The sequence below is a fragment of the Ramlibacter sp. PS3R-8 genome, from assembly GCF_037572435.1.
Taxonomy (GTDB): Bacteria; Pseudomonadota; Gammaproteobacteria; order Burkholderiales; family Burkholderiaceae_C; genus Ramlibacter.
In genome coordinates, this window is the sequence record NZ_JBBHGT010000002.1 from 646,346 (window position 1) to 663,800 (window position 17,455).

At 69.3% G+C, this 17,455-nt stretch carries 16 protein-coding genes; 5 read left to right on the forward strand and 11 right to left on the reverse strand.

What is annotated here, in order from left to right; genetic code table 11:
- The first annotated feature begins 113 nt into the window (after positions 1-113).
- From WG902_RS11005 to WG902_RS11020, 4 genes are read left to right on the forward strand one after another with little or no spacing between them, the layout of a single operon-like run.
- Complete coding sequence (locus tag WG902_RS11005; protein WP_340060097.1) at positions 114-1,139, forward strand: polysaccharide deacetylase family protein; 1,026 nt, start codon at positions 114-116, stop codon at positions 1,137-1,139.
- Positions 1,136-2,425 (forward strand): glycosyltransferase family 4 protein, encoded by a 1,290-nt coding sequence (locus WG902_RS11010; protein WP_340060098.1) that lies wholly within the window; start codon positions 1,136-1,138, stop codon positions 2,423-2,425. The genes WG902_RS11005 and WG902_RS11010 overlap by 4 nt, the downstream gene beginning before the upstream one ends.
- Before the next feature lie 15 nt (positions 2,426-2,440).
- On the forward strand, positions 2,441-4,072 hold the full coding sequence (locus WG902_RS11015) for an ATP-binding protein (protein ID WP_340060099.1): 1,632 nt from the start codon (positions 2,441-2,443) through the stop codon (positions 4,070-4,072).
- Positions 4,062-4,664: a response regulator transcription factor gene (locus WG902_RS11020; protein WP_340060100.1), complete on the forward strand. Its 603-nt coding sequence runs from the start codon at positions 4,062-4,064 to the stop codon at positions 4,662-4,664. Before WG902_RS11015 ends, WG902_RS11020 begins: the two co-directional genes overlap by 11 nt.
- Positions 4,665-4,670: 6 nt before the next feature.
- On the opposite strand, the gene WG902_RS11025 is transcribed toward WG902_RS11020, so the two are convergent.
- Positions 4,671-5,099, reverse strand: a complete 429-nt coding sequence (locus tag WG902_RS11025) for a hypothetical protein (RefSeq protein ID WP_340060101.1) — start codon at positions 5,097-5,099, stop codon at positions 4,671-4,673.
- Positions 5,100-5,101: 2 nt separating this feature from the next.
- Complete coding sequence (locus WG902_RS11030) at positions 5,102-5,932, reverse strand: TIGR02587 family membrane protein (protein ID WP_340060102.1); 831 nt, start codon at positions 5,930-5,932, stop codon at positions 5,102-5,104.
- A gap of 162 nt (positions 5,933-6,094) precedes the next feature.
- On the opposite strand from WG902_RS11030, the gene WG902_RS11035 reads away from it, so the two are divergent.
- Positions 6,095-6,796, forward strand: a complete 702-nt coding sequence (locus tag WG902_RS11035) for a pseudouridine synthase (RefSeq protein WP_340060103.1) — start codon at positions 6,095-6,097, stop codon at positions 6,794-6,796.
- Here the strand turns inward: WG902_RS11035 and WG902_RS11040 are convergent.
- The 9 genes from WG902_RS11040 to WG902_RS11080 all read right to left on the reverse strand — a co-directional run bounded on the left by WG902_RS11040 (position 6,793) and on the right by WG902_RS11080 (position 17,452).
- Complete coding sequence (locus WG902_RS11040) at positions 6,793-7,503, reverse strand: ribonuclease activity regulator RraA (RefSeq protein WP_340060190.1); 711 nt, start codon at positions 7,501-7,503, stop codon at positions 6,793-6,795. The genes WG902_RS11035 and WG902_RS11040 overlap by 4 nt on opposite strands.
- An 8-nt stretch (positions 7,504-7,511) precedes the next feature.
- Positions 7,512-8,498, reverse strand: coding sequence for a Bug family tripartite tricarboxylate transporter substrate binding protein (locus WG902_RS11045; RefSeq protein WP_340060104.1), 987 nt, complete (start codon positions 8,496-8,498; stop codon positions 7,512-7,514).
- Positions 8,499-8,510: 12 nt separating this feature from the next.
- Positions 8,511-10,256 carry an L-arabinonate dehydratase gene (gene araD / locus WG902_RS11050; protein WP_340060105.1) on the reverse strand — a complete coding sequence of 582 codons (1,746 nt, stop codon included), beginning with the start codon at positions 10,254-10,256 and terminating at the stop codon, positions 8,511-8,513.
- Positions 10,257-10,265: 9 nt separating this feature from the next.
- On the reverse strand, positions 10,266-11,279 hold the full coding sequence (locus WG902_RS11055) for a Bug family tripartite tricarboxylate transporter substrate binding protein (RefSeq protein ID WP_340060106.1): 1,014 nt from the start codon (positions 11,277-11,279) through the stop codon (positions 10,266-10,268).
- A 39-nt stretch (positions 11,280-11,318) separates the two neighbouring features.
- Positions 11,319-13,052 (reverse strand): IlvD/Edd family dehydratase, encoded by a 1,734-nt coding sequence (locus tag WG902_RS11060; RefSeq protein WP_340060107.1) that lies wholly within the window; start codon positions 13,050-13,052, stop codon positions 11,319-11,321.
- 31 nt (positions 13,053-13,083) lie between these two features.
- Positions 13,084-14,067: a tripartite tricarboxylate transporter substrate binding protein gene (locus WG902_RS11065; protein WP_340060108.1), complete on the reverse strand. Its 984-nt coding sequence runs from the start codon at positions 14,065-14,067 to the stop codon at positions 13,084-13,086.
- A 60-nt stretch (positions 14,068-14,127) separates the two neighbouring features.
- Positions 14,128-15,675 (reverse strand): UxaA family hydrolase, encoded by a 1,548-nt coding sequence (locus tag WG902_RS11070; protein ID WP_340060109.1) that lies wholly within the window; start codon positions 15,673-15,675, stop codon positions 14,128-14,130.
- A gap of 93 nt (positions 15,676-15,768) precedes the next feature.
- On the reverse strand, positions 15,769-16,605 hold the full coding sequence (gene phnE, locus WG902_RS11075) for a phosphonate ABC transporter, permease protein PhnE (RefSeq protein WP_340060110.1): 837 nt from the start codon (positions 16,603-16,605) through the stop codon (positions 15,769-15,771).
- A 10-nt stretch (positions 16,606-16,615) separates the two neighbouring features.
- On the reverse strand, positions 16,616-17,452 hold the full coding sequence (locus WG902_RS11080) for a PhnE/PtxC family ABC transporter permease (protein WP_340060111.1): 837 nt from the start codon (positions 17,450-17,452) through the stop codon (positions 16,616-16,618).
- Positions 17,453-17,455 lie beyond the last annotated feature (3 nt).

Here is a 17,455-nt window from a genome sequence, read left to right on the forward strand (position 1 = left end):
CAACCACCTTACCGGCCAGGCCTGTCGGACTGCGGCTGACGCGGGTCGGCCCGTACGGGCCTTCCCGCGCTGGCCTGCGACAAGCTCGCGCGCGCGCGAAGATGCGCTTCGTCATGCTCAAGCTGCTTCGCCCCACGGTACGCGACCTCGCCGGAGACCTGCTCTACACGATCGGGCTGACCCGGGCCGACCGGGGCGCGCACCGCCTCAACGTCGTCACCTTCCACCGGGTGCTGCCGCCGGCGCAACTGCGCGAGTACCCGCTCGCCGCCATCGCGGTCAGCGTGGCGGACTTCACCTGGTTCGTGGGCTATTTCGCCGAACACTACACGGTGGACACGTTCGCCGGCGCGGCACGCCGCTGGGACGCCGGCGAGCGCCCGGCGCGGCCCTTCCTCGCCATCACCTTCGACGACGGGCAGCGCGACAACGCGCTGCACGCGGTGCCGGTGCTCGAACGCTTCGGCGTGCGCGCATCCTTCTTCGTGCCGGTGCAGGCCGTGGAGGACAACGAGACCCTGTGGCACGACCGGCTGGGCTACGCCGCTGCGCGGCTGCTGCGCACCGACCGGGCCGCGGCTGCGCGCGCACTCGCGCGGCTTGGCGCGCCGGACTTGGCCGATGTCGCGGCCACGGTGCAAGGCCTCGTCGAGCGCGCCAAGGGCCTCACCCCGGCCGAGCGGGACGCTTTCGTCGACGCGACGGAACGTGCCGCCGGCGGCAACGCGCGGCCGGCGTGGGACGGCATGATGACCTGGGAGCAGCTGCGCGCCATGGCCGCGCGGGGCCATGAGGTCGGCAGCCACTCCATGACCCACCAGCTGCTGCCCCAGCTGGACGACGCTGGCCTCGCCTACGAAGTCGCGGAGTCGCGCCGCGTGCTGGAAGCGAAGCTCGGCTCCAGGGTCGAGACGTTCTGCTATCCCAACGGCGACGCCGACGCACGCGTCGTGCAGGCCGTCCAGGATGCCGGGTACGCCCGGGCGCTTGGCACGCGCTGGGGGCCGAACGAGCCCGGCGCCAACCGCTACCAGCTCTCGCGCTGCGACATGCAGGGCGCCACCACGCGCACGCGCAAGGGCGTGCTGTCCGAATCCCGGCTCGCCTTCCGGTTGAGCCCCCTGCAACCGAGGCCATGAGTTTCGTGAAGATCGCCTACCTCGTCAGCCAGTACCCCGCGCCTTCGCACACCTTCGTGCGGCGCGAGATCGCGGCGCTGCGCAAGCGCGGCATGCAGATCGATGTCTTCAGCGTGCGGCCGCCCCGTCCCGAGGAAGTCATGAGCGACGTCGACCGCGCCGACTGCGCCGAGACGACGTACCTGCTGCCGGCCGGCGCCTTCACCGTGCTGGGCAACAACCTGCGCATGTTCCTGCGCGCGCCGCTCGCGTACAGCGCGGCGCTCACCTTCTCGCTGCGGCATCGCAACCGCGGCGTGCGCGCCCTGCTCTATGCCCTGTTCTACTTCCTGGAAGGCATGCTGCTGGCCGAGCATCTGCACCGGCGCGGCGTGGGTCACCTTCACAACCACTTCGCCAATGCCGCCGCGCATGCCGCGCTGGTGGCCACCCGCTATCTGGGCATCCGGCTGAGTCTCACGCTGCATGGCCTGTGCGACTTCGAGTTTCCGGCCGGTCCGCTGCTGGGCGACAAGATCCGCGAGAGCACGTTCGTGGCGTGCGCCACCCAGTACGGTGTCGCGCAGGCGATGCGGCTGTCACACCCCGCGCAATGGAACAAGCTTTTGGTCGTGCGGTGCGGCGTCGAGCTGGACAAGCTGCCACCACGCCAGCCGCGTGATGCGTCTGGAGGCGGACCGATCCGGATCATCTGCGTCGGCCGCCTGGCGCCGGAGAAGGGCCAATTGGGGCTGATCGATGCGTTCGCCATGGCGCGCAGCCGCGGCCTCGACGCGGAACTGGTGCTGCTCGGCGACGGCCCGGACCGCGCCGCGGTGATGGCGCGCGTGGTCGCCGTCGGCATGGGGCCGCACGTCAAGCTGCTCGGCCGGCAGCCCGAAGGCCGCGCACTCGAGGAAATCGGCCGCTCCGATGTGCTCGTGCTCGCGTCGTTCATGGAAGGCCTTCCCGTGGTCCTGATGGAGGCCATGGCGCTGGGCGTTCCCGTCGTGGCGCCGGACGTGGCGGGCATCCCGGAACTGGTCCGGCCCGGCGAAAGCGGACTGCTGTTCACCGCAGGCGACTGGGCCCAGCTTGCCGAGCGCATGTGCGCGCTGGGCAACGACCCGGCGCTGCGCGCGCAGCTGGCAGCCGCCGCGCGCCATCGCATCGAGGAGGAGTTCGACATGGCGGACGCCGTCCTGCCGCTGTTCCAGCGCCTGGCCGGCCCCCCGCCCGCCGCCGCGCCGCCGCGTCGAGCGCACGCAACGCGACCGGGCGCGCGCGCCCGGCCGGCCGCCCGCTGACCCAAAATGGCGGCAATGTCCGCCGTGCCGCCCCATCCCGCGACTCCGCGTACGGCCCATGCGCCGACGGATGCGTTGTCGCGTAGCGCGCTGTTCCTGCTGGGTTACCTGGCCCTGGCGTGGGTCAGCCGTGACTACCCCATGGTCAACCTGAACATCACGCCATGGAACCCGCATTCGGCGCTGGCCGTCGGCCTGCTGGTGGTCCACCCGCGCAGCTGGCCGGTCGTCTGGGCAGCCGTGGTCATCGAGGAGGCGTTCATCGGCGCGCAACGGATGCCGCATGCGACGCTGCTGGTGTCCACCGCCGCATTGAGCATCGGCTATGCCATCACCGCAGCCGCGCTGCGGCGGTGGCCGGGCGGACAGGCCGCGATCGGGCGCCGCGCGGCCGTCCTCTTCCTGGCCATCGCTGCGCTGGGGTCGCTCACGTCGGCGTCGCTGCGCGCTGCCGCGCTCTGGGTGATGGACATCGTGCCCCTGTCGCAGGTGGCCGCGGTGATTCATCGCGGCGCCATCGGGGATGGCGTGGGGCTGGTCGTCACCCTGCCCGTCCTGGTGGTGCTCTCCAGCGCCAGGCACCGCGCCGCAACCGGCGCGATGCTGCGTCTGCCCGAATGGTGGCTGATCGCGATCGTCACCGCGGCCGCCGTGGTCGGCGTCTTCGAGCAAGTGCCCCAGGACCAGTTCAAGTGGTTCTACGTGTTGTTCCTGCCGGTCGCCTGGGCCTCCACGCGGCTGGGCGCGGTCGGCGCGGTGTGGTCGGCGGCGCTGGTGCAGGCCTTGCTGATCGTCGAGGTGCAAACCGGGCAGTACCAGCCGCCCACCGTGTTCGAACTCCAGGCCCTCATGGCGGCACTCACCTGCACCGGCATCCTGCTCGGCGCCATCGTCGACGAGAGGCAGGCGTCGGAAGCGGCGCTGCGGTCGTCGCTGCGACTCGCCGCGGCCGGCGACATGGCCGCGGCCCTGGCGCACGAGCTCAACCAGCCGCTGACTGCCCTGTCGACCTACGCGCGCGCTTCGCAGATGCTGGCGCGGCGGCTGCCCGAGACCGATCCCGCGGCGCGCGCGATCCTGGACGTGACCGACAAGCTGGCCGGCGAGGCGGCCAGGGCCGGAGAAATCGTCAACCGGTTGCGCCGCTTCTTTCGCGAACGCTCGACCGAGCTGCAGGCCAGCGACCTGCGGGGAGCGCTGGAGGAAGCGGTCACGTCCCAGGCGCGGCGCGCCGAGGAATTGCGGGTTCGCCTGGACCTGGGCGACATGCCGGAGCTGCCGCCCGTGTGGATCGATCGCGTGCAGATTGCCGTGGTGTTGCGCAACCTGGTCGCCAACGCCATCGAGGCCGCCGCGGAGCGCTCGGGTGCCGACGACGTCACGCCCTCCGTCGTCGTGAGCGCCGCGCTGCAGGACGACGCGGTGCTCGTGTCGGTGGTGGACAGCGGCAGCGGACTGAGCGCCGATCGGGCCCGCTCGGTGTTCGATGCGCCCGCCTCCTCCAAGCCCGGCGGAATGGGGGTCGGCCTGTCGATCAGCCGGGCCATCGTGGAGGCGCATGGCGGCCGCCTGTGGGGCGAGGCCGGCGCCGGGGGGACCTTCCGCTTCACCCTCCCCAGCGGCACCGGAGAAGCCCATGACGAGTGAAGTACACCGGAAAACCGTCTTCATCGTCGATGACGACCCGGCTGTCCGCGATTCGATCAGCCTGCTGTTCAGCCTTCATGGCCATGCGACGGCGGTCTTTGCCTGCGCCGAAGATTTCCTGCGCGCCATCCAGCCGGGATGGCGCGGGGTGGTGCTGGCCGACATCCGCATGCCGGGGCTGTCCGGGCTCGAGATGCAGGAGGCCCTGGCGAGCCACCCCGCGCGGCTGCCGATGATCATGATCACGGCGCATGCGGACATCGCCACGGCGCGGCAGGCATTCAAGTTCCAGGCCGTCGACTTCCTGGAGAAGCCCTTCGACCACGACCAGCTGCTCGCGTCGGTCGATGCCGCCATGAGCGGACTGCCGGAGACCCGTTCCGCGATCGGCACGCGGCCGGTGGCGACCACGCTGTCACCGCGCGAACGGCAGGTGATGGCGCTGGTGGTCGATGGACTCGACAACGGGTCGATCGGCGAACGACTGGGGATCAGCCCGCGCACCGTGGAAGTCCACAAGTCGCGCGTCATGACCAAGCTGGGCGCGCGCAACCTGGCCGAACTGGTGCGGATCGCACAGGCAGCGCGCTAGGGCTTCCTAGGGCGCCCGGTAACTTCGCGCCGCCAGTTCCAGTTGCAGTCCGCGCGGGTCCGCCGTGAAGAACATGCCGCCTTCGCGGGTGGACCGGCCGGGCAGGAAGTCGAACTCCAGCTCGCTGCGTTCCACCAGTTCATTGCCGCGCTTGAGCGTTCCTTCCACCCGCACCGCAGCGGCCGTGGTGCGGCTCTCGTTCACCGCCTGGACCCGCACCAGGAAGCGCCCCTGCTGCGGTTGGATGTCCAGCATGCGGATGGCGGGTGCGGGCGGCTGCGATTGCCCGTTGCCGTCATACAGCAGGTAACCGACGCTGGTCAGCAGGACGACCAGCCCGATGGCTGCCACGAACCATTCGGCCAGCGGCGGCGGCGGCTCCCCTGCTGCTTCGCCGTCTCCCCGGCGTCGGTCGTCTTTTCCCGCAGGCGTCATGGTCACAGTATGAGGCGCGCAGCGGCCGCACCGATGGCCGCAGGGAAAGCGAGCACGGCGATGACTTGCAGCGCCGGCGCGAGCGCGAGGCCGTCAAGACGCCCGAAGGTCCACAGCATGTATGCGCTGACCAGGAAGGCCAGGGAGTAGCCCACGACGCCGAACCGAAGCAACACGCTCAGGCGCGAGGCATTGCGGTGGTCGTCCGGCCGGCCGCGGAAAGCCGCGCCGTAGACGAAAACGTGCATGAGGATTAGTGAAGCCAGGATCAGGCCGCAGGTGGCCAGGTCCGACAGCTTCACCGCGATCTGCACCATCTCCTCCGTCGGCGCCAGGTTGAACGCCAGGAACAGGGCCCCGACCAGCATGATGAACAATTCGCTCCAGTAAGTCGCCACGCCGCCTCGCGTGGCCTGCGCGTCGTCGCGCTCGCCGAGCTGGCTTTGCGACAGCAATGCGCCGATGCTGGCCGGCACGGCCTGCAGCGACACCTTGCCCACCATCTCGCGCATCGACATGCCGGACTGCAGTTCGCCGAGGAGACCCAACACCAGCGCCGATGCGAAGAAGCCGACGGCGTACGCAACCAGCGCGTCGACCACGTCGTCGCGCCAGCTGAACGTCGGCTCGAACCCGGAATGCCAGGACAGGACGACCAGGAAAGGGAAGAACAGGACCAGCAACAGCACCAGCTTCCAGCCCGGCATGCCGAACCCCAGCCACCACATCTCCATCGTCATGAGCAGGGGCAGCACGAACAGGATGGCGCCGGCGAAGGCCCGGGCCAGCCCCCGGGCGAAACGTGCATTCGAAGGGCGGCTGTCGCTGCTCATGGGTCCTTGATCGCTCTCGCCGAGGAAAAATCGCGCGGTTCGGGTGGGCTCTGCCTGCAGAATGGTCACCGTAACGGAAGCAAGCATTGGCGCGGCCTTGCGTAGATGCCCACCAGCTTTTCCACAGACTTCTCCACCGTTCCTGTGGGAATCATCCTACCGATGCCTACGGAAAAATCACGTATTTCGCTGCGCGTGCTGTACTGTGACAACAGTCTGGTCGCGATCGACAAGCCGTCCGGCCTCCTCGTGCATGCCAGTGCGCTCGATGCGCATGAAAGCATCAATGCCGTGGAATTGTTGCGGGCGCAACTGGGCGAGCCGGTCGCTCCGGTGCATCGCCTGGACAAGGGCACGAGCGGCGTGCTGCTTTTCGCCCGCCATGCGGACTCGGCACGCGAGTGGGGGCTCGCGTTCGCGCAGGGCCGCGTGCGCAAACGCTACCTGGCGCTGGTGCGTGGCTGGCCCGGGGAACGCGGCGTGATCGACCAGCCGCTGGCACGCGACCCGGAACTGCCGTCGACGGGACAGCCGCGGCTGGAAGCGGTGACGCATTTCGAGCGACTCGCCTGCTTCGAGTGGCCTTTCAGCGTCGACCTGCGCCACGCGACCAGCCGCTATGCGCTGGTCGCCGCGGAGCCGCTGACGGGCCGGCGCCACCAGATCCGCCGCCACTTCAAGCACATCGCGCATCCGCTGGTGGGCGACGCGACGCATGGCAAGGGTGCGCACAACCGCGCAGTCGCGCAGCGGTTGGGTGTCGCGCGCCTGTGGCTGCATGCGCAGCGGCTGGAGTTGCAGACGGCGCAAGGGCCGCTGGTCATCACCGCGGAATGCGGGCCGGAGTGGGCCGCGCTCGCCTAGCGCCCTTTTGCCTTGCGCCAGGCGGCAAAATCGTCCCTGGCCTGTTGATCGGTCGGCGGATAGAGGCCCAGGATGCTGCGGCCCTTCATCACCTCGCCGGCCACGAAGTCCTCGAAGACGGTCATCTCGAACGCCTCCTGCGCGATCTCGTCGGCCAGGTGCGCGGGGAGGACCACCACGCCTTCGCGGTCGCCCACCATGATGTCGCCTGGGAACACCGGCGCATCGCCGCAGCCGATCGGCACGTCGATGTCCAGCGCCTGGTGCAGCGTCAGGTTGGTCGGCGCGCTCGGACGGTGGTGGTAGGCCGCGAAGGGCATCGCGGCGATCTCGGGCGAATCGCGAAAGCCGCCGTCGGTGACCACCCCCGCGCAGCCGCGCACCATCAGGCGGCTGACCAGGATGCCGCCGGCGGATGCCGCGCGCGCGTTCTTGCGGCTGTCGATCACCATCACGGCGCCGGGCGGGCAGCGTTCCACCGCCTGCCGCTGCGGATGGTTGCGGTCCTGGAACACGCTGATCGGGTTCAGGTCCTCGCGCGCGGGGATGTAGCGCAGCGTGAAGGCTTCGCCCACCATGTTCGGCAGCCCCGCATTGAGGGGATGCACGTCCTGGATGAACTGGTTGCGCAGCCCGCGCTTGAACAGGGCCGTGCACAGCGTTGCGGTGCTGACCCCCATCAACCTGGATTTCGTTTCCGGATTCAGGGCCATGGTCAGTCCGCGGAAAGGTTGTTCTCGGTGATGATGCGCGCGTACTTCTGCCGGTCGGTGGCGATCAGGGCAGCGAAGTCGGCGGGGGAGCCGCCGCGCGCCACGGCGCCCTGGGCCAGCAACTGCTGCTGCACATCCGGCATGGCCAGTACTTTCTGCAGGTCCTGCGACACCTTGTCGACAATCGCCTGCGGCGTACCGGCGGGCGCCAGCAGGCCGAGCCAGGAGCCGGACTCGGCGCCCGTCACACCCGCCTCCTGCAGCGTCGGCACGTCGGGCAACGCCGGCACGCGCTGCTTGCTCGTGATGGCCAACGCCTTCAGCTTGCCCGCCTTGATGTGGGCGGACAGCTCGAGGACGGAGGCGAACAGCATGTGCACGTTGCCGGAGATCAGGTCCGTGATGGCCGCGCCGCCGCCCTTGTACGGCACGTGCAGGAGCTTCGTGCCGGTGGCGAGCTTGAAGGTCTCGCCGGAAAGGTGGGGCGAGCCACCGTTGCCCGAGCTGGCATACGCGTACTTGTCCGGCGCCGCCTTCGCCAGCGCGACCAGCTCGCGCACGTTGTTGGCGGGCAGCGAATTCGTCACGGCCAGCACGAACGGCAGTTCGGCGAACAGGCCGATCGGCACGAAGGCCGTGTCGGCGTTGTAGCTGAGTTTCTTGTAGAGGGTCGGATTGATCGACTGCGTGCCGACGTTGCCGGTGAGCAGCGTGTAGCCGTCCGGCCTGGCGCGCGACACCAGGTCCAGGCCGACATTGCCGCCGGCGCCACCCCGGTTGTCCACGACGACGGACTGCCCCCACAACACCGACAGCTTCTGCGCCACGATGCGCGTGCCGATGTCGGTGCCGCCGCCGGCCACGAACGGGACCACGATGGTCACCGGCCGCGCGGGCCACGCGGACTGGGCCAGCGCGCCATGGCCTGCGAACAGCGCCGCCGCAGCTAGCGCACACACGGTGGCGCGACGGGAGAAGGGATGGGTCATCGCGGTGTCCTCTCAGAAGATGGCGGGTTCGTCCACGGGCGCGCCAAACGCGCTTTCGAGATAGTCGAAGTCGCAGCCCTCGTGCGCCTGCAGGATGTGCTGGCTGAACATGTAGCCGTAGCCGCGCTGGTAGCGGCGCTCCGGCGCCTTCCACGCCGCGCGGCGCCGCGCGAGCTCCTCGTCGCTGACTTCCATGTGGATCGTGCGCTGCTCGACATCGACCGTGATGAGGTCGCCGGTTTTCACCAGGGCCAGGTTGCCGCCGACGAACGACTCCGGCGACACGTGCAGCACGCACGCGCCGTAGCTGGTGCCGCTCATGCGCGCATCGCTGATGCGCAGCATGTCGCGCACGCCCTGCTTCACCAGCTTGGTCGGGATCGGCAGCATGCCCCACTCCGGCATGCCGGGGCCGCCTTGCGGGCCGGCGTTGCGCAGCACCATCACGTGGTCGGCCGTGACGTCGAGATCCGGATCGTCCACCGCCTTCTTCATCGAAGGGTAATCGTCGAACACCAGCGCGGGACCGGTGTGCTTGAGCAGGTGCGGCGCCACGGCGCTGGGCTTGATGACACAGCCTTCGGGCGCGAGGTTGCCGCGCAGGACGGCGAGCGCGCCTTCGTTGTAGATCGCGTTCGACAAGGGCCGGATCACGTCGGCGTTGTAGACCTCCGCGCCTTCGAGCCCGGCGCCGAGCGTCTGGCCGGTGACCGTCATCGCATCGAGATGCAGCAGGCCGCCGTCGGCCAGCGTCTTCATCAGCCCGCGCATCCCGCCGGCGTAGTAGAAGTCCTCCATCAAGTACTTGTCACCACTCGGCCGGATGTTGGCGATGACGGGCACCTTGCGCGAGAACGCGTCGAAGTCGTCCAGCGTCACGGCGCACTCGCCGCCCGCGCGGCGCGACATGGCGACCAGGTGGATGATCGCGTTGGTCGAGCAGCCCTCGGCCATGGCCACGGTGATCGCGTTCTCGAAGTTCTTGCGCGTGAGCGTCCTCGCGGGCGTCAGGTCCTCCCACACCATCTCCACGACGCGGCGGCCGCAGTTGGTGGCCATGCGCTGGTGATTGGCGTCCACCGCGGGGATGCTCGATGCGCCCGGCAGCGTGAGGCCCAGCGCCTCCGTGATGCCCATCATGGTCGCCGCCGTGCCCATGGTCATGCAGGTGCCGGCGCTGCGGGCGATGCTGCCTTCGATCTCCATCCACTGGGTCTCGGTGATCTTGCCGGCACGGCGCTCGTCCCAGTACTTCCAGCTGTCCGAACCGGACCCGAGGGTGTGGCCCTTCCAGTTGCCGCGCAGCATCGGCCCGGCCGGCATGTAGATGCAGGGCAGCCCCATGCTGAATGCGCCCATCAGCAGTCCCGGCGTGGTCTTGTCGCAGCCTCCCATCAGCACGGCGCCGTCGATGGGGTGGCTGCGCAGCAGCTCCTCCGCCTCGATGGCCAGCAGGTTGCGATAGAGCATCGTCGTGGGCTTGACGAAGCTCTCCGACAGCGAGATCGCCGGCAGCTCCAGCGGGAAACCGCCGGCCTGCAGCACGCCGCGCTTGACCTCCTCCACGCGCTGCTTGAAGTGCGAGTGGCAGGTGCTGATGTCGCTCCAGGTGTTGAGGATGGCGATGACGGGCTTGCCCTGCCAGTCGGCATGGTCGTAGCCGATCTGCATCGCGCGCGAGCGGTGGCCGAAGGAGCGCAGGTCGTCGGGAGCGAACCAGCGTGCGCTGCGCAGTTCTTCGTAGGTCTTGCGGGTCATCGGTGGGGGTCACTCTTCCTTGATGCCGGCGACCTTGATCACGCGCACCCAGCGCTCGTGTTCCTTGGCGACGAAATCGGTATAGGCCGCCGCGCCCGGTGCGGGCACGACGAAGCCCTGCGACTCCATGCGCTGGCGAATGGCGGGCGTGTTCATCGCCGCGACCAGCGCCGCCTCGAGGCGGTCGGCGATGGGCTTGGGCGTGCCCCTGGCCACCGAAACGCCCGACCAGGAAAGCGCGCTGAAGCCGGGGAAGCCCGCCTCGTGGATGGTGGGCACGTCCGGGTACAGCGGGTTGCGCTGCAGGCTGCTCACGGCCAGCGCCTTGAGCTTGCCGGCCTTGACGTGCTGCAGCGCGACGTCCTGGTTGATGAACATCACCGGGATCTGGCCGCCCAGGAGGTCCGTCATCATCGGGCCGCCGCCGCGGTACGGGATGCCCACCATGAAGAGCGGTTTGCAGTTCTCCCGTTTCACTCCCGCACAGGTGCTGGCCGTCTGCTTGAGCAACTCCATCGCCATGTGGCCCGACGCCGCCGGCGTGTACCCGTAGTTCAGCTTCCCCGGGTTCGCGCGCCCGTAGGCGAGGAACTCCTGGAAGGTGTTGAAGGGCGCGGAGGGATGGGCCACCAGCACATTGGGACCGGAGTGCACCTGCGTCAGGTGGATGAAGTCCCGGTTCGAGTCGTAAGGCACCTTGGTGTTGATGCCATGCGCGACAGCGTTCTGGCCCACCCCGGTCTGGATCAACGTATAGCCGTCCGCCGGCGCCTTGAGGGCGCGATCGGTGCCGATCACGCCGCCGGCGCCGCCGACGTTTTCCACCAGCACCGGCTGCTTGAGTTGCTTGCCCAGTTCCTCGGCGAGCATGCGCGCCATCACGTCGCTGGTGCCGCCCGCCGGGAAGGGCGAGATCAGCTTCAGCGGCTTGTTCGGATAGTCGGACTGGGCCAGGGCGGGCAGCGGCAACGCGCTGAGCGCAGCGGCAGCCATCGCGATGGCAAGAAAGACACGCTTGGACATGGGTCAGCTCTCCTCTTCACGCAATACCGGTCACACTCCTCAACCGCGTGGCACGCGGCCCCGCACCTGCGGCGCAGCAAGAAAGTCGAAGTCGGCGCCCTTGTCGGCCTGCATCACCGTCTCCAGGAACAGCTTGTGGTAGCCGCGGTCGGCGCGCGGCACCTGCACGGGCTGCTGCTGCGCGCGGCGCGCCAGTTCCTCTTCGCTCACCAGCAGCGCGATCTCGCGCGCGGTGACGGACAGGCGAATGCGGTCCCCGTTGCGCACCAGCGCCAGCGGCCCGCCGACGGCGGACTCGGGCGTGACGTGCAGGACGATGGTGCCGAAGGCCGTGCCGCTCATGCGGCCGTCGGAAATGCGCACCATGTCCTTCACGCCCTGCCGCGCCAGCTTGCGCGGCAGCGGGATGTAGCCCGCCTCGGGCATCCCTGGCGCGCCCTTGGGGCCGATGTTCTTCAGCACCAGAACGTCGTCGGCATTCACGTCGAGGTCGTCGCTGTCGATGCGGTTGGCGAGATCTTCGAGCCCCTCGAACACGACGGCGCGGCCTTCGTGCTCCATGAGTTTCGGGTCGGCGGCCGACTGCTTGATGATCGCGCCGCCGGGCGCCAGGTTGCCTTGCAGCACGGCGATGCCGCCCTGCGGGTAGATCGGGTTGTCGCGGGGCCGCACGACGTCCTGCGGGAACGAAGGGCGCGCCCGCTCCAGCTCCTCGCCCAGCGTGCGGCCGGTCACGGTGAGCGCGTCCAGGTGCAGCAGCGGTTGCAGCTCGCGCAGCAGCGTCGTCATGCCGCCTGCCGCGTGGAAGTGCTCCATGTAGTGCGCGCCCGAGGGCTTCAGGTCCACCAGCACCGGCGTCTCGCGGCCCATGCGGTCCAGCGCCTTCAGGTCCACCTCGAATCCCATGCGTCCCGCAATGGCGGTCAGGTGCACGATGGCGTTGGTGGAGCCGCCGATGGCGAGCAGCACGCGCATCGCGTTCTCGAATGCCTTTTCGGTCAGGATGCGTTCGATGCCCAGCCGGCTCTTCGCCATCTGCACGACGGTGGAACCCGTGAGCTCCGCCACGCGCATGCGGTCCGCCGTCACGGCGGGCGGCGTGGCGCCGCCAGGCACCGTCATGCCCAGTGCTTCGGCGACGCAGGCCATGGTGCTTGCCGTGCCCATGACCGAACACGTCCCGACGCTGGGCACGAGCTGGTCGTTGACGTCGGCGATCTCCTGCGCGTCGATGTCCTCGGCACGAAACCGCGCCCAGTAGCGGCGGCAATCCGTGCAGGCGCCCACCACTTCACCGCGGTGAGAACCCGTCAGCATGGAGCCGGTGATCAGCTGGATCGCGGGCAAGCCCGCGGACGCCGCGCCCATCAACTGGGCCGGCACCGTCTTGTCGCAGCCGCCGATCAGCACCACCGCGTCCATCGGCTGCGCGCGCAACATCTCCTCGGTGTCCATCGACATCAGGTTGCGCAGGTACATGCTGGTCGGCGCCGCGAAACTCTCGCCGATCGAGATGGTCGGGAACTTCACCGGGAGGCCCCCGGCCAGCATGATGCCGCGCTGCACCGCCTCCAGCAGCTGCGGCATGTTGCCGTGGCAGGGGTTGTAGCCGCTGCCGGTGTCGGTGATGCCGATCACCGGCCGGTCCAGGGCATGGTCCGTCAGGCCCGAGCCCTTGATGAAGGCCTTGCGCAGGAACAGCGAGAACCCCGCGTCCCCGTAGTTCACCAGGCCCTTGCGCATGCCGGACGGGTCGTCTGCGTCTTTCGTCATGTCGTCACTTCTTCGTTCGTCGTGCGGCGCATCACTCGTCGGCCTTCACGCCGGTTTCGTCGATCACCTTGGACCACTTGGCCATCTCCGCCTGCAGGCGGCCGCTGGCTTGCGCCGGCGACTGCGGCGGCAACACGTACACGCCTTGCTGCAGGAACTGCTCCTTGGCCGCCGGGTCGAGCATGATCTTGCCGATCTCGGCGTTCAGGCGCGCCATCACGTCGGCCGGCGTTCCCGCGGGTGCCAGCACGCCGAAGGTCGACACCACGTCGAAGTCTTTCCAGCCCGACTCGTTGACCGTCGGCACGTCCGGCAGCATCGAGATGCGCTGCGGCGTGGTGACCGCCAGCGCGCGCAGCTTGCCGGCCTTGACCTGCTGCAGCGCCGCCGGCACCGTTTCGGCCGCCATCAGCACCTGCCCGCCCACCAGGTCCGTCATCGCCGGGCCGCTGCCCTTGTACGGCACGTGGATCATGTCGGCGCCGCTTTGCACGCGGAACATCTCCACCGCCATGCGCTGGGGCGCGCCGGCGCCGGAAGATGCGTAAGTCAGCTTCTTGGGATTGGACTTCGCAAAGCTCACCAGCTGCTGGAAGGTGGTGGCCGGAACCGACGGGTGCACGACGAACACCAGCGGCACGAAGCCCACCACCTGCACCGGGACCAGGTCTTTCTGCAGGTCATAGGCCAGCTTGCCGCGCTCCAGGCGCGCCATCGTCGAATGGGAGGTGATCGCTCCCATCAGCAGCGTGTAGCCATCGGGCTTCGCCTTGGCGACCAGGTCCGCGCCGATGTTGCCGCCGGCGCCGCCGCGGTTGTCGATCAGCACGTTCTGGCCGAGGGCCGCGCCCAGGCGCTGCGCGACGATGCGGCCGATCACGTCAGTGGCGCCGCCGGGCGGATAAGGCACCACCAGCTTGATCGGGTGCTCCGGCCAGGCGGCCAGGGCCGCGGCGGGCAGCAGGGCTGCGGCGATGAAGCCGGCGCAAACGGCGCGGCGAGCGATGGATTTCATGTGGGCTGTCTCTGGGTTGCTGTCGTTGGAAACTCTTATACAGGGCGCAGGGAGATGTCGTCAGCTCACAACCCCGATGTTCCACGGCACGAACTCGTGGTCGCCCAGGTCGAGCAACTCGCTCTTGGAGCGCTCGCCCGAGGCCACCTTCAGCACCATCTGGAAGATGCCCTCGGCGGTCTCGGGCATGGTCTTGGTGCCGTCGAGGATTTCGCCGCAATTGAAGTCCATGTCCTCCTCCAGCTTGCGGAACATCGGCGTGTTGGTGGCGAGCTTGATGGAGGGCACCGGCTTGGCGCCGAACATGGAGCCGCGGCCGGTGGTGAACAGGATCATGTTGGCGCCTCCGGCGATCTGCCCGGTGGCCGAGCACGGGTCGAAGCCCGGCGTGTCCATGAAGACGAAGCCGTGTTGCCGCACCGGCTCCGCGTAGCGATACACCTCCATCAGCCCGGTGGTGCCGCCCTTCATGGAGGAGCCCAGCGACTTTTCGAAGATGTTGGCGAGGCCGCCGGTGTTGTTGCCCGGGCTCACCGCGCCGTTGATCTGCACATCGCGGCCCGGTGAGTATTCGTCCTTCCACCACCGGATGCGCTCGATCAGCTTCTCGCCGACGGCGCGGCTGACCGCGCGCCGGGTCAGCGTGTGTTCCACGCCGTAGATTTCCGGCGTCTCGGACAGGATGGCCGTGCCGCCATGCCGCACCAGGATGTCCATCGCCGCGCCGAGCGCCGGATTGGCGGTGATGGACGAGAAGCCGTCGGAGCCGCCGCACTGCAGGCCGATCTTGAGGTGCCGCGCCGACACCGGCACGCGGTGCACGGCGTTGGCCGCGGGCAGCATCTGCTGCACGGCGGCGACCGCTGCCTCGATGGTCTTGCGGGTGCCGCCGGTCTCCTGCATCACGAAGGTCTGCAGGCGTGGATTGGCTTGCAGCCCTTCCTTGGCCAGCAGCCCCGAGAGCTGGTTGCGCTCGCAGCCCAGGCCGATGATCAGGACCCCGGCGAAGTTCGGGTGCCTGGCGAAACCGCCGAGGGTGCGCCGCAGCAGGTCCATCGGCTCGCCGCTCATTTCCATGCCGCAGCCCAGGCCATGCGACAGGCCGACGACGCCGTCGATGTGGGGGAAGTCGGCGAGCCGCTCGGCCGTGAACCACTCGGCGACCTTGTGCACGACGGTGGCCGAGCAATTGACCGTGGACAGGATGCCGATGAAGTTGCGCGTGCCCACCTCACCGTCCGGGCGCACGTAACCCATGAAGCGCGCCTGCTGCGCCTCCGGCAGCACCGGCGTCTCGACATAGTCCTCGCCCCAGGCGTAGTCGCGGCTGTATTCGCGAAAGCTCACGTTGTGCGAATGGACGTAGGTGCCGGGTGCGATGTCGGCGGCCGCGAAGCCGATGCACACGTTGTATTTGAGGATGGGTTCGCCCGCGCGGATGGCGCGCGCGGCGATCTTGTGGCCCGCGGGCACCTGGCTGCGGCTGGTGAACCCTTCGCTCGGCACCGCCGTGCCGATGCCCACTTCGATGCGCGCCACCACGACGTTGTCGTTGGGGTGCAGGCGGATGATGGGACCGGTGATGCGCTTTTCGCTGAGCTCGAGCATGGGGACCGCCGGGGGACGCTGAGGCCTAGGAGCTTAACCGAGGGGGAGGGTCGCGCTCGCGAGCGCGACCCCTTTGCAAAAGGACGTCGCAGATCAACGGGAAAGCGCACGCCGCGCCGCATAGCTGGCCACATCGACCAGCGCCACCAGCAGGAACATGGCCGCCAGCACCGAGCCGGTCTCGGCCATCTGGAACAGGCCGAGATGGAAGGCCAGCATCTGCCCCAGGCCGCCCGCGCCCACCACGCCCAGGATCGCGGCGGCGCGGATGTTGTTCTCCCACCGGTACAGCGAATAGCTGATCAGCTGCGGCAGGATCTGCGGCAGCGTCGCATACAGCACCACCCGGCCTTCGGGCACGCCGCGCACGCGCAAGGCAAAGCCGGGTCCGGCCGGCGCGTTTTCCATGCTCTCGGCGAACAGGCGGCCCAGCACGCCGGTGGTGTGCAGCGCCAGGGCCAGCGTGCCCGCCAGCGGGCCCAGGCCGGCGGCGATCAGCAGCAGCGCGGCCCACATCAGTTCCGGCACGCTGCGCAGCACGTTCAGCAACAGGCGCGCCACGGCCCGCCAGCGGGCCGGGTCTTCGGCATGCAGCTTGCTGGCAGGCAGCGCGAGCAACAGGCCGCCCACCACCGCAAGCAAAGTGCCGAGCAGCGACATCGCCAGCGTCTCCAGCGCGGCCGGCAGCAGCTTGCGCAGGAAGCCGGCTTCGACATTGGGCGACAGCAGTTCGGCGGCGAAGCGCCCCATGCGACGCAATGCGTCGGCGGACAGGAAGCGCGCCCACTGCAGGTCCAGCGACCAGAAGCTCGCGGCCACGAGGGCGATGACGGCGGCCAGGAACCAGCAGGCCCGGCAACGCGCGCTGAACAGCGGCGGCGGCAGGCGGTACACCTCGTTGGCGGCTGTGGGGAGCGGGGTGCGGGCCATGCGCTCGTCCTCAGGCCAGCACGCGCCGCAGCCAGGCGCTCAGGCGGTCGGTGCCCGCGACCAGCAGCACGAACACCAGCAGCATGGTGCTGACCTCGCCGCCGTTGAACATCTTCATCGACGAATCCATCTGCTGCCCCAGTCCGCCGGCGCCGACGAACCCGAGCACGGCGGACGAGCGGATCGCGCATTCCCAGCGGTACACCGTATAGCTGGTGAGCTCCGCCGCGTTCTGCGGCAGCAGCCCGTAGAAGAAAGCCTGCAGCCGCCCCGCGCCGTTGCGCAGCAGCGAGCTGGCCGCGTGCGCATCACCGCTTTCCAGGATTTCGCCGTACACCTTGCCCAGCATGCCGCCATAGGTCAGTGCGATGGCCAGCACGCCAGCGGTGGGACCGAGGCCGACGACGCGCACGAACACCAGCGCCCACACCAGTTCCGGCACGCTGCGCAGCACCACCATCAGCGCGCGCACCGCGAAGCGCAGCGCCGCCGGCAGCAGTCCCATGCGTCCGGCCAGCCCCGACAGTGACAGCGCCCGCACCGACAGCAGCGTCAACGGCAAGGCCAGCACCAGCGCGAGGGCCAGGCCGGCGGTGGCGATGGCGATGGTCCGCCAGGTCTCGCGCGCCACGAGCCACAGGAAAGCGGCATCCATGCGCGGCGGCACGAAGCCTGCCAGGAAGCCCAGCGTCGGCTTCAGGCTCTCCGGCGCCAGCAGCGTCCAGGGCTTGAACTCGGTCCACTCCAGCAGGGGCCACAGCAGCACGCACGCCGCCAGGACCCACCCCACGCGACCGATCCAGGCGGGGTCGCGCGTGGCGGGGCGCGGCGGCAGGACGGCGGCCATCGC